Origin of the sequence: Actinoplanes sp. NPDC026670 (assembly GCF_040638175.1) — a bacterium.
GTDB lineage: Bacteria > Actinomycetota > Actinomycetes > Mycobacteriales > Micromonosporaceae > Actinoplanes.
In genome coordinates this window covers 154,754-167,784 of record NZ_JBEZXU010000011.1, presented here as the reverse complement: position 1 = coordinate 167,784, position 13,031 = coordinate 154,754, and the positions used below count along the sequence as shown (strand labels likewise).

Genomic DNA, 13,031 nt, shown 5'->3' with positions numbered 1-13,031 from the left:
GCGTCGGGGTCGCCTTGGTGGTGTTCCCCTTGGTGCCGGCCTCGGACTCGTCGTCGCTGTCCGTGGTCGTCGTGGTGTTGCGCGGGGTCGCGGTGACCACGGTGCTGTTCGGCTTCGCGGTCGCCGGCTTGGTGGCCGGTGTCGTGGCCGGCGGGGTCGTCGGGGTCACTTCACCACTGTTGGTGTTGTTGCCCCCGTTGTTGTTCCCGCCGTTGTTGTTGCCGCCGCCGTTGTTGCCACCCTGGTTGCCGCCGTTGTTGCCGCCGCCCTGGTTGCCGCCGTTGTTACCGCCGTTGTTCCCGCCCTGGTTGCCCCCGTTGTTTCCGCCACCGTTGTTCGCGGCGCGGGCGATGACCCGGACGGAGTCGAGAGCGGGAGTCTGGTTGGCGCGCTCCATCATCGGGATGCGGTGCGAACCGTCACCGGCCCACGAGGAGCACTGGAACTCGCCCTCCTGGGGCAGCCCCGGCACCTGGATCGTGACGGTGTCCGGTTCGGCGCCACCGCGGCTGTCCTCGGTGGCCACGAAGAACGCCGGGACCGGCGCGGGCTCGGGCGCCTCGTCGTCGTTGTTCAGGATCCGGCAGGCGGTGTGGAAGTGGCCGCGGACCAGGCCGTTCTGCAGAACGCTGGACTCCACGTAGTAACCGCCCTGGCCGGCCGCGAGGAACCGGTCCCGGATCAGGTTGCGGGTGCTGATCCGCAGCTGGAACGGCGCGCCGACGGCGACCTCGTCCGGAGCCTCGGTGATCAGCAGCGTGGGGTTGTTGGCGGCGACGCCCACCTCACCGAATTCGGTGGAGACGCACCGGTTGCCCTTCTGGAAGCCGTCGTGGGCCTCCAGGTCGCTGTCCACACAGGTGTCGGTGAGGATCGTCAGGTTGTTGCCGACGACCTTCCCGGCCCCGCTCTCACCGGCTTTGGTACTGGCGGCGGGCGTGTCCGCGGCGTTGGCGAACTGGGTGAAGCCGATCACCCCGCCGATAGCGGTGATCACGGCGCCGGCGGCCAACAGCCGGGTACGTCGTTGCCCCGAGCTTCGCATGACGAGACCTTCTTTTCCCGATTCCCGGTCAATGACGGCGCTGGTTCCCGGCGCCGACCGACCAGACGTTAAGGGCGCGTCTCACAGAAAGCAATTCCGGAACCGGGTTCGCCGATTTCTTATGGCCGCCTTAAAGAAAATATGTGGATCGGGCCTCGAACCCCAAGCATCCTCCGAACGGATGATGTCCGGGGTTCACGCGATCTCCGAAAAAAGTCCCTGACCAGGGATGGTAACTGATCGGATGGCTGTCGCCACTATCCGTCAGCGGGCCAGAAACCGCGCGCCGCATAGACGTCGCGCAACACCTCGATACGGTCCGTCATGATGCCGTCGACGCCCATGTCGAGAAGCCGAATCATTTCTTCGGGATCGTCGATCGTCCACACATGGGCGTGCAATCCGAGCCGGTGCAGATAGGTGAGAAATCGCGGAGTGAGCACGGTGACCGGGCCGTGCCGGACCGGGATCTGGACGGCGACCACCGACTCGGGCAGCCGCAGGCGCAGACCGGCGGCCGAGGCGATCCGCAGGCGGGCGGTGGCGCGCATGCCGAGCGAGGTGGCCACCCGTGGCCCGGCCAGCGCGCGGACCCGGGTCAGCCGGGCGTCGCTGAACGAGGCGAGCAGCACCCGGTCCTCGGCGGCGGTGGCCCGGACCGCGGCGACGGCCGGCTCGACCACCCCGTCGGCCTTGACGTCGACGTTGAACCGGATCTCCGGCCAGGCGTCCAGCACCTCGTCGAGCCGGGGCACGGCGGCCGCGCCGCCCACCCGTACCGAGGCGAGATCGGCCCAGGTCAGGTCGGCGATCAGCGCGTGTCGCCCGGCGACCCGGTCGAGCCGTTCGTCGTGGATGACGACCGGGACCCCGTCCGCGGTGGCGTGCACGTCGGTCTCCACGTACCGATAACCCATGTCGACGGCCCGGCGGAAGGCTTCGGCGGTGTTCTCGTCGCCGTCGGCGGCGCCGCCGCGATGCGCGAAGGCGAGCGGTCCCGGAGCGTCCAGGAACGGGTGGTTCACCGGGGCAGTATGCCGGGGCTTGTTGGCGTGGGCCAAAAGAGGTCGAATGACGGTGGCGGCGAAGAGGGGGCGCGATGTCCGGACCCACGGTTGTCATCATCGGCGCGGGGATCGTCGGGTGCGCGCTCGCCGACGAGCTGACCGGTCGCGGCTGGACCGCTGTCACGGTCCTGGATCAGGGGCCGCTGTTCGAGACCGGCGGGTCCAGTTCGCACGCGCCGGGGCTGGTCTTCCAGACCAATCCGTCCCGGACCATGTCGCGGCTCGCCCGCTACACCGTCGAGAAGTATTCCGGGCTCGGCTGTTTCTCCCCGGTCGGCAGTCTCGAGGTGGCGACGACGCCGGCCCGGCTCGCCGAACTCCACCGTCGTTTCGGGTTCGGGCAGTCCTGGGGAGTCCCGTCATCCGTCCTGGATCCGGCCGCCTGCGCAACCCTCTACCCATTATTGGACAAATCATTAATTACCGGCGGGCTTTATGTGCCGTCCGACGGACTGGTCCCGACGGTCCGTGCCGCCGAGGCGCAGGCTGCCCGGGCCACCTCCCGGGGCGCCCGCTTCCTCGGCAACGTGACGGTGACCCGGGTCCTCTCGCACGCCGGCCGGGTGACCGGGGTGGCGACCGCCGACGAGGAGTTCCCGGCGGACCTGGTGGTCAGCTGCGCCGGGCTGTGGGGTCCGGCGGTCGGGGCGATGGCCGGCGTGCCGATCCCGCTGTTGCCGATGGCCCACCAGTACGTCCGGACCACCCCGGCCGGCGCCGCCGACACCCTGCCGATCCTCCGCCACCAGGACCGTGACCTGTACTTCCGGGCGCACGGCGACAGGTTCGGGGTCGGCTCCTACCTGCACGAGCCGATGCCGGTGGACCTGGCCGACCTGCCCGGCGACGCCCATCCGTCGAAGCTGCCGTTCACTCCGGATGCCTTCAAGCAGTCCTGGGCGGCGGCCGGCGAGCTGATCCCGGCACTGCGCGGCGCGGCCCTGGAGGAGGCGTTCAACGGGGTCTTCTCGTTCACCGCCGACGGTTTCCCGCTGCTCGGCGAGGCGGCCGGGCTGCGCGGGTTCTGGGTGGCCGAGGCGGTGTGGGTGACCCATTCGGCGGGCGCGGCCAAGGCGGTCGCCGAGTGGATGGTGGACGGCCGGCCCGCGATCGACCTGCACGAGTGCGACCTCAACCGGTTCGACGCGGCCCAGCTCGCCCCGGACTACGTGCGCCGGCGGGCGATCCGCAACTTCGTCGAGGTCTACGACATCCTGCATCCGGCCGACCCGCCGTCGGTGCGTAACGTCCGGGTCAGCCCGTTCCACCCCCGGCAGACCGAGCTGGGCGCGGTCTTCGGCGAGGCGGCCGGGTGGGAGCGCCCGCTCTGGTACGCGACCAACCCGCCCCCGGAGGCGCCGCGCCCACGGGACGAGTGGTCGGCCCGGCACTGGTCGCCGATCGCCGAGACCGAGGCCCGGCTGACCCGCCGCCGGGTCGCTCTCTACGACATGACCCCGCTGACCCGGATCGACGTGACCGGCCCGGTCTCCTTCCTGTCCGGTCTGGTGGCCGGCGACGTGGACCGCCCGGTCGGCACCGTCGTCTACACCTTTCTGCTGGATCAGGCGGGCGGGGTGCGCAGCGATGTCACGGTGGCCCGGCTCGGCGAGGATCGGTTCCGGGTCGGCGGGAACGGTCCGCTGGACGTCGGCTGGCTGCGCCGGCACGCCCCGCCCGGCGTCTCGGTGCGTGACGTCACCGGCGGGACGTGCGGTGTCGGACTGTGGGGTCCGGCCGCCCGCGAACTGGTCGCGCCGCTCACCGACGTGGACGTGTCGGCCGAGGCGTTCCGCTATTTCCGGGCCCGGGAGGGGCACCTCGGCACGGTTCCGGTGACCATGCTGCGACTGTCCTATGTCGGCGAGCTGGGCTGGGAGATCTACACCGAGGCCCAGTACGGCCTGCGCCTCTGGGACACCCTGTGGGAGGCGGGCCGGGAGCACGGGCTGATCGTGGCCGGCCGGGTGGCGTTCGACAGCCTGCGCCTGGAGAAGGGGTACCGCGCCTGGGGGCGGGACATGACCAGTGAGGACGACCCGTATCAGGCCGGCCTGTTGCCGTCGGGTGACCGGCCCCCGGATCGGCGGCTGACCTGCCTCGTGCTGGCCGACACCGGGGACGTGCCGCTCGGGCGTGAGCCGGTGTACGCGGGCGGGTTCCCGGTCGGGCACGTGACGAGCGCGGCGTACGGCTGGTCGGTGGGCGCCCCCATCGCGTACGCCTGGCTGCCCTCGGCCCTGGCCGTGCCCGGAACGCAGGTGGAGGTCGGCTATTTCGACCGGCTGCTGCTCGCCACCGTGGCGGCCGAGCCGCTGTTCGACCCGAAACACGAACGACTAAGGCGCTGATCTGCGGATTCTCCGTCGCGGGCGGCCCGGATGTGACTAGCATCGAGTCGATCAGGGCGGGCGTGATGCCGTTCCCGCCGTTCACACGATCGTGGGTTCCCGGCCGGGCTTACCGGCCGGTCTACGCGGCGTGCCGCGCGCAGATCGTCTCGAAACGAAACCGTCCGGGGTAAATAACGGGACTCGCTCACACGGCTTCGCGGACTGCCCTAGCTTAGGCCAGGTCTAAGTCGGGCAAATCCGTTTGAAGTGGAGTATGTCGTGCGCTTTTCTCGTACGTCCAGGGTCGCGCGGGGCGGTCTCTGGGCCTCCGCCCTGCTCTCCATAGTGGCCGCGGTGAATTCGGGAGGAGCGCTCGCGGCCGACATCGACCCCCCGTACACACCGCCGCTGGCCCTCAACGGGACCGCCTCCCTGATGTGGCGCGCCGGGGACGACGAACGCGTCATCCGCCTCACCGACGGCGGTTACCGCCAGGCCGGGTCGGCGTGGAGCATGCAGATGGTCGACCTGACCCGCTCGTTCGAGACCACGTTCACCGCCCACCTGCGGGCCGGCAAGGTCGGCGCCGACGGGATCGCCTTCGTCGCGCAGGGCGAGGGGCCCCGCGCGCTCGGCGGCTGGGGCGGCGGCCTCGGTTACCGCGGCATCTGGCGCAGCGTGGCTGTCGAGTTCGACATCTTCCAGAACACTCCGGACCCGAGCAGCAACCACCTCGCGGTCTCGGTCAACGGCAACCCGGACCGGCACGAGTCGGCCGCCGAGTCCTCGATCCGGCTCTACGGCAAGCCGTTCCAGGCCCGGATCAGGTACGACGCCGGCCAGCAGCGCCTGACCGTCTACGTCCGCCCGCGGGCCGGCAAGGCCACCGAGGAGCTCCTGCTCGACCAGCGGGTGAACCTCGCCCAGAAGGCCGGCGTGCCGTTCGGCTGGGTCGGGTTCACCGGCGCCACCGGCAGCCTCACCGCACGCCAGGACGTCTACGAGTGGTCGGTCGACGTGCCGCACGCGTGAGCGCACCGTTCCGCCGGGGCCTCGCGCCCCGGCACCTTCCCATGCTCCGGCCCGGACCGGGCCGACTCGAGCCTCCCCGATCGGAGAGAGTTATGCCCACGGTCGACCGTGTGCTTCCCGGCGAGACGAACACCGTCATCGACATCGAGGCCATCCAGGCCGCCGTCCCGGCGATCCCCGACCTTCCCGACGACCCGGACGACGGCGCCGAGCCGGAACCCCGGGTCAGCGTCATCGTTCCGGCGCTCAACGAGGCGCGGAACATCCCGCACGTGTTCGCCCGGCTCCCGCAGGTCGACGAGATCGTCCTGGTCGACGGTGGTTCCGTCGACGACACGGTGGCGGTGGCCCGCCGGCTGCGGCCCGACATCCGCGTCGTCCGGCAGAACCGCAAAGGCAAAGGCAACGCGCTGGCCTGCGGGTTCGCGGCGTCCACCGGCGACATCATCGTGATGATCGACGCCGACGGCTCGACCGACCCGCTGGAGATCCCCCGCTTCGTCGAGGCGCTGCGCGAGGGCGCCGACTTCGCCAAGGGCTCCCGGTTCCGGCCGACCGGTGGCAGCGCCGACATCACCCGGCTGCGGCGGGCCGGCAACAAGTGCCTCAGCATGCTGGTGAACGTCCTGTTCCGGACCCGGTACAGCGATCTCTGCTACGGATACAACGCGTTCTGGGCGCACTGCCTGGACGTGTTCGACCTGGACAGCACGTCCCCGATGCCGGACAACGCGGACGGCCGGCTGTGGGGCGACGGGTTCGAGATCGAGACCCTGCTCAACCTGCGTGCCGCCCGCGCCGACCTGAAGATCACCGAGGTCGCCAGCTTCGAGCACAACCGCATCCACGGGGTCAGCAACCTCAACGCCCTCACCGATGGTATGCGCGTGCTGCGTACCATCGCTCGCGAATGGCCCCGGCGGGCCCGCGTCAGGCAGGTCGCCGAACGGCAGGTCCGATGAGGATCGGCATCGTCGCGAACGCCTACCACCCGGACATCGGCGGGGTGGAGACCCATGTGAAGCGGCTCTGCGCCGGCCTGGTCGCGGCCGGCGACGAGGTCGAGGTGATCACCCAGCACGCCGTCCGGTCGGTGGAGACCGTCGACGGTGTGCTCGTCCGCCGTTTCCCGCTGACCGTCCCGGCCGGCAACTACCGGCTGTCCGTCCCGCTGTGGCGCTGGCTGCGCGCCCACGCCGGCGACTACGACGTCCTGCACGCGCACAGCTACCACGCTCTCGCCGCGCTCTGCGCCGCCTTCGGCAACCGGTCGCCGCTGGTGTTCACGCCGCACTACCACGGCACCGGGCACACCAGGTTCCGGGCCGCGCTGCACCCGCTCTACCGGCCAGTCGGCCGGGCGATCATGAACCGGGCCTCCGCCGTCGTCTGCGTCACCTCGGCCGAACGTGAACTGGTGCTCCGGGACTTCCCGGCGGTCAGCACCCGGGCCGTGGTCATCCCGAACGGCACCGACCCGCGCCCGGCCCGTGGCCCGGCCTCGCCCCGGACCCGCCGGATCCTCTGCGTCGGACGGCTGGAGCAGTACAAACGGGTCGACCGGGTGATCCGGGCGATGACCCGGCTCGGCCCCGAGCACCGCCTCGACGTGGTGGGCACCGGCCCCGCCGGGGACCGGCTGCGCCGGCTCGCGGCCGGACTCGGACTGGCCGGGCGGGTGGTCTTCCACGGCCGCCTCGACGACGCCGCCTTCGACTCGTGCCTGGCCCAGGCCTCGGCGGCGGTCTCCGCCTCCACCCACGAGGCCTTCGGCATGGCGGTCGCCGACGCGCTCGCGGCCGGCCTGCCGACCGTGGCCACCCCGATCCCCGCCCACCGCGAGGTCGCCGGGCTGGCCGGGGACAGCGCGTGGCTGCGGTTCGCCGACCCGGACGACGAGAACGCGCTGGCCGCCGCCCTCAAGGACGCCGCGGCCATCGGGCGTACCCGGCCCGCCATCCTGCCGACCTGGTCGGACGTCGTCGGCGCGACGCGCAACATCTACGCCGCGGTGGCCCGCCGCCAGAGCACCGCGGGGGCCGTCGGCCGATGAGCGCTGCTACGGCCAGTCCCACCATCGGCCGGCGGGACGGCCGGGACCCGGGACCGGCGCCGCGCGCCTGGGCCGGGCCGGTCGCCGCCGGGCTCACCCTCACGATCACCGGGGCGGCCGGGACCGCCGCCCTGGTGACCGCGTACCAGCGGGCCGAGTGGGGGCAGGACGGCCAGTTCACCTGGTTCTGGGCGGGCATGCTGGTGTTCAGCCTGCCCGCGGCGTACTGGGCGATCCGCCGCGACTCCAGCGCCCGGCTGCGCCTGGCCGTCCTGGTCGGCTACGCCTGCTTCACCTACCTCCCGAAACTGCTGCGCAACCCGGCCGGCCCGCTCTACCACGACGAATACGCCCACTGGGGACAGAGCCGCGACATCGTCCTCGACGGACTGCTCTTCCAGCAGAACTCGATCGTCCGGGTCATCGGCGACTATCCGGGCCTGCACGCCACGGTCGCCTCGCTGGCCACCCTCACCGGCGTCACCGTGTGGCAGGCCGCCCTGTTCGTGCTGATCCTGGCCCACGTGCTGCTCACCCTCGGCGTCGCGGTGCTGGCCGGTCAGCTGTGGCCGGAGCCGCGGGTCGCCGCCGCGGCCGCGATCGTCTACAGCCTGAACAGCTCGTTCCTCTACTTCGACACCCAACTCGGCTACGAGTCGCTGGCCATCGGCGTGATGGTGTGGGCGCTGGCCTGCGCGATGCTGGCGATCCGGGCGGTCAGCACCCGGGCCCGGCTCGGCTGGGCCGCCCTGTTCCTCCCGTTCACCGTGGCGATCACGGCCACCCATCACCTGACCGCGATCTGGCTCACCGGCATCCTCGGGCTCATCGCTCTGGCCTGCACGATCTTTCGCGCGCCGGCCCGTACCGCATGGGCTCTGACCGCGACCGCGGGCGCCTCGGTGTCGATGTGGATGGCCGCGGTGTCGCCACGGACCGGCACCTACCTGGAGCCCTACCTGGGCCGGGCCCTCGATCAGTTCGGCGGCATGGCCGGCGGCGGCTCCGGCGGCCGCACCCTGTTCAACCAGTCGGTGGCGCCCTGGTGGGAACAGCAGGCCGCGTTCCTCGCCCCCGGGGTGGCCCTGCTCGCCGTCGTCGGCGCCGCCGTGCTCTGGTGGCGCCGCCGCCGGTTCACCGATCGGCTGACCCGGGCCACGTCCGGCGCGATGCTGCTGCTCGCCGCCCTGTACTTCCCGGCCACGCTGCTGATCCTCACCCCGTCCGGAGCGGAGGGCGCACGCCGGTCCTGGGCTTTCAGCTACCTCGGCATCGCCGTGGCGACCGCCCCGTTGATCATCGCACTGCTGGACCGCGCGCGCCGCCGGATCAGCGGTTCCGCGATGTTTCTCCTGGCGACGTGCGCGCTGATGATGGTCGGCAACACGGCCGCCGGCATGAACCCGTCCTACCGGTTCCCCGGCCCGCCGGTCTTCGGTTCGGACACCCGCGCGGCCACCCCCGAGCTGCTGGCCGCGTCGGAGTGGCTGCGCGAGACCCGGGGCCGCGGCGCCCGCCTGGTCGCCGACCGCTACTCCGGCCTGATCTTCGGCTCCTACGGCGAGCAGGAGCCGACCACCGGCTCCGAGAGCTTCCCGGCCTACCAGCTGTACCTGGCGCAACCCGGCCGCCCGATGCCGCCGGCCCTGATGGAACAGCTGCGGGCGTGGCGCTTCGAATACCTGGTGGTCGACCGCCGGATGTCCGAACAGGTCCCCGACATCAAGATCTACTTCGAGAACAACGAGCCGATCCCGCACGACGGGAAACCCGGCTTCACCAGGGCTCAGCTGACCAAGTTCGACACCATGCCATGGCTGATCAAGGTCTACGACGGGCCGCACATCGCGATCTACCGCTTCGACTTCGGCAGCCAGGGCCAGAACCTCCACATGGGAGTCCCATGACCCTCCCCCCACCGTTGCGAACTCCCGCCGTCCGGTTGCTGCTGGTCGCGTACCCCGCCCTCGCCGGAATCCTCCCCGCCACCGGCCGCCTCTGGCTCACCGTCCCGCTCTGCCTCACCGCCCTCGCGGCCACCGGCGCCCTCTGGATCCGCGCCCTGCCCGGCCTCCCCGCCGAAACCGGCGTCCCCGCGGCCCGGCCCGGACTCGCCGCCGCCGCCGGCCTGATCACGATTCCGCTGCTGGCGCTCGTGCTGCATGCGGCCGGACATCCGGTACGCCCGGCGCCCCTCGTCATCGCCTGCGCCGCACTGGTCACCGTCCTCGGCGCGGCGGCCGCCCTCCGCGATCACCGCGCCACCCGGCGGTCCACGACCCGGCCCGGCCTTCCGGCCCAGCGCCGCCACAAAACCTCGCCTCCGGCATCGTCCGGTTCCCTTTTCCGGTACGGCCGGACGAGCGCTCCGGACCTGCCGGCCACCGACGGCCGGCCCACTCCGTCGTCCCAGGCCCCCGATCCGGACCTCACGGCCGACGGCCGCACGGGTCCCGAAGGCGGCGTCGCGTCCGGAGTGGCGGCTGCCGCTTCCACCTCCGAGGACTCCGATTCCGTGCCCGGTCGCGGTGATTTCGCGCCGAACGGCCCCGGTTCCGCTTCCGGGGCGGCCAGCGGCGGGACGCTGCTCGACGCCGAGCTTCTCGGGCCGGGCCGGGGCCCGGTCCGTACCACTGTGGCGGTGACGATTCCGCTGGTCCTGGCGGTCGGTGTCGGCGGGTGGGCGGTGCACGCCTACCTGACCGCGCCGCATCCGGCCGAACCCGGCTATCTGAGCATCGCCCTGAACGGCTGGGCCGCCGCGGTCGAGGGCCCGGTCACGGTTCCGGCCCGGGGCCTGGTGGTCCCGGTCCGGGTGACCAGCGCCGGTATCGCCGAGACCACCCGGCCGCTGCAACTACGGGTGGGCGGCCGGGTGGTGGCGAGCCGCCCGATGACGGTGGCCGCCGACTCGGTCCGCTCCCTGACCGTCTACGTCCCGGCTCTCCCCCCGGACGGACGCCTCCGCAACGTGGCCATCAGCGTCGGCGTCACCAGCATCGGCTTCTACGCCCGAGGCCACGCTGACACGGTTCTCACCCCCCAGACCACCGCCGGCGCCGCGGTGACCGGCCCCGGCGTCGGCTCGCATGCCCCCGCCGGGCCCGGCGGAGCTCCTGGCGTCCCGGGCGCACAGCCTCGACCTGCCGGTCCTGCTTCAGGCGCGGGTGTCCGGTCCGGCGGCGGAGATGTCCACTCGGGCGGTGGCGTGCCTGCCTCCTCGAACGGTGACCGCGCTGGTGGTGTGCGTGCGTCCTCGAACGGAGACCGAGCCGGTGGTGTGCGTGCCTCCTCGGGCGGCGACCGCGCTGGTGGTGTGCGTGCGTCCTCGAACGGAGACCGAGCCGGTGGTGTGCCTGCCTCCTCGGGCGGCGACCGCGCTGGGGGTGTGCGTGCCCACTCGGGTGGCGACCGTCGCGGTGGTGTGCGTGCCCAGTCCGGTGGCGATCGTGCCCCCGGTGTCCGGCCGGCTCCGGTCCGGACCGGCGGAGTGCGGACCCCGTCGGTCGCGTCCAGTGGCGCCGTGACCGGCCCAGCCGGCGCTGGTCCTGCCGGTGGCACCGGCCCGGCCGGCGGCACCGGCCCGGGGACGGGCCGGCCCGACCCGGCGGCTCCCGTGCGGGCCGGCGATGGCACGGCCGGCGCCGAGGACCGCACCCGTTCGGGCGGCACCAAGGGCGGCCGGGCCAAGACCGGCCCGGTACCGCCGCCCTGGACCGGCCCGGACGGCTCGATGTGGCCCGCTTCACCGGGTGACGTCGTTCCGGATCCGAGCCGAGTGGCCTGCTCGGGCAAGCGGCGTGCCGTCCTGGCCGGAGAGCAGACCCCATGCTGACCACCGCCGTACGCCGCCTGTCCGGCAACTCCCTGGCCCGTAACAGCCTGCTGATCATGGCAACCACGGTCGGCAACGGCGGCCTGGGCTACCTCTACTGGATGCTGGCGGCCCGCTCGGTCCCGCCGGATCGGATCGGTACCGCGACCGCCCTGATCTCCGCCGCCACCGCGGTCAGCATGATCGCCAACCTGGGCGCCGGCCACATGTTCATCCAGCGTCTGCCCGGCAGTTCCTCCGCCACCTGGTCCCGGATCGTCGGAGCCGGCCTGTTCGCCGGTTCCGCCGCGACCGCCGCCACGGCCACCGCGGTAGCCGTGATCGTCCCGCTGTTCTCCGGCAACTTCGGTTTCCTGTCCGGCCCCGGCGGAACGTTCGCCCTGGTCAGCGCCGCGCTGGCGGTGACCCTGACGACCCTGCTGGACAACCTTTACGTGGCCCACCGGGCGGGTCAAGGCATGCTGATCCGCAACCTGGCGGTAGCCGGCGGCAAGATCCTCACCCTGCTGGCGGTCCTGGCCGCCGGTTTCCAGGACTCCGTCGCGGTCCTGCTCTCCTACGTGCTGCCGACCCTGCTGATCAGCCTGATCACGATCCCCGTCGCCACCCGCCGCCTGCGCCCGTCCCCACACACCGAATCCCGCCGGCCCGCCGACCGGCGGTCCGCGCCGGCGGATCGTCGTGCCGAACTCCCGCACCGGCGAGGCACGCCGATCGGGCTTCCGGCCGAGCTCCCGCACCGGCGGGGCGCGCTGGCCGGGCTTCGGGCCGAGCTTCCGCACCTGCGGACCGCGGTCACCGGGCACCACCTGATCAACCTGACCCAGGCGGGTCCGGCCGCGTTGCTGCCGGTGCTGGTCACAGCTCGTCTCGGCGCTGACGCGAACGCCCACTTCTACCTGGCCTGGATGACCGCGTCGATGCTGTTCATGGTGTCCCCGGCGGTCGCTTCGGCCCTCTACGCGGAGCGCACCAACGCCGCCCCGGTCCCGGTGACCAGGGCCGCGACGGTGGTCCTGGCCATGGTCGGCGCCCCGGCGGCGGTGCTCCTGATCGCCGGCGACCGGATCCTCGCCCTGTTCAGCGCCGGCTATGCGACCGAGGGCGGCCTCCTGCTCCAGATCCTGGTGCTGGCCGCGCTCCCCGACGCGGTGGCCAACCTGGCGGTGGCGCACTGGCGCTCCCGCAACGAATTCCGCCTGTGCCGCCGCCTGAACCTGGTCCGCGCCGTAACCTGCCTGTCCCTGGCATGGCTGCTGCTCCCCGGCGCCGGTGTGACCGGAGCCGGCATCGCCTGGCTGACCGGCCAGACCGCCGCCGCCCTGCTGGTAGCCGCAGTAGCCGTGTCCCGCCGCCCCAGACCGCCAGCCGTCGCTGACGGCGGGAATGACGTCGCCGATACCGCGGTGAGCGACGGCTCGCGGTCTGCTGCCCACGCCGCCGGACCATCAGCCGTCGCTCACAGCTGGAATGGTGGTGCGATTAGCGCGGTGGGCGACGGCTCGCGGTCTGCTGCCCACTCTGCCGGACCGCCGGCCGTCGCTGACGGCGGGAATAGCGCCGCCGATACCGCGGTGGGCGACGGCTCGCGGTCTGCTGCCCACTCTGCCGGACCGCCGGCCGTCGCTGACGGCGGGAATAGCGCCGCCGATACCGCGGTGGGCGA

General features: G+C 72.4%; 8 protein-coding genes and 1 pseudogene. 7 read left to right on the top strand and 2 right to left on the bottom strand.

The features are described from left to right. Window positions 1-352: 352 nt before the first annotated feature. A pseudogene (locus tag AB0E94_RS13775) lies at window positions 353-880 on the bottom strand (Pecanex-like protein 1); the annotation flags it as partial. A 422-nt stretch (window positions 881-1,302) separates the two neighbouring features. Then, window positions 1,303-2,070, bottom strand: coding sequence for a glycerophosphodiester phosphodiesterase (locus tag AB0E94_RS13770; protein ID WP_360326037.1), 768 nt, complete (start codon window positions 2,068-2,070; stop codon window positions 1,303-1,305). 74 nt (window positions 2,071-2,144) lie between these two features. Here AB0E94_RS13770 and AB0E94_RS13765 point away from each other — a divergent pair, with 74 nt between their 5' ends. From AB0E94_RS13765 to AB0E94_RS13735, 7 genes are all read left to right on the top strand, one after another. Continuing rightward, window positions 2,145-4,463 carry an FAD-dependent oxidoreductase gene (locus tag AB0E94_RS13765; protein WP_360326035.1) on the top strand — a complete coding sequence of 773 codons (2,319 nt, stop codon included), beginning with the start codon at window positions 2,145-2,147 and terminating at the stop codon, window positions 4,461-4,463. Between the two features lie 336 nt (window positions 4,464-4,799). Then, window positions 4,800-5,477: an L-type lectin-domain containing protein gene (locus AB0E94_RS13760; protein ID WP_360326033.1), complete on the top strand. Its 678-nt coding sequence runs from the start codon at window positions 4,800-4,802 to the stop codon at window positions 5,475-5,477. A 92-nt stretch (window positions 5,478-5,569) separates the two neighbouring features. Continuing rightward, a complete protein-coding gene (locus tag AB0E94_RS13755; RefSeq protein ID WP_360326032.1) occupies window positions 5,570-6,439 on the top strand; it encodes a glycosyltransferase family 2 protein in 870 nt (289 codons plus the stop codon). After that, window positions 6,436-7,530 (top strand): glycosyltransferase family 4 protein, encoded by a 1,095-nt coding sequence (locus AB0E94_RS13750; RefSeq protein WP_360326030.1) that lies wholly within the window; start codon window positions 6,436-6,438, stop codon window positions 7,528-7,530. Before AB0E94_RS13755 ends, AB0E94_RS13750 begins: the two co-directional genes overlap by 4 nt. Continuing rightward, a complete protein-coding gene (locus AB0E94_RS13745; protein WP_360326028.1) occupies window positions 7,527-9,437 on the top strand; it encodes a hypothetical protein in 1,911 nt (636 codons plus the stop codon). The genes AB0E94_RS13750 and AB0E94_RS13745 overlap by 4 nt, the downstream gene beginning before the upstream one ends. After that, on the top strand, window positions 9,434-11,365 hold the full coding sequence (locus AB0E94_RS13740; protein WP_360326026.1) for a hypothetical protein: 1,932 nt from the start codon (window positions 9,434-9,436) through the stop codon (window positions 11,363-11,365). Before AB0E94_RS13745 ends, AB0E94_RS13740 begins: the two co-directional genes overlap by 4 nt. Further along, the coding region (locus AB0E94_RS13735; protein ID WP_360326024.1) for a hypothetical protein at window positions 11,359-13,031 on the top strand (1,673 nt) is incomplete at its 3' end. The genes AB0E94_RS13740 and AB0E94_RS13735, both read left to right, overlap by 7 nt.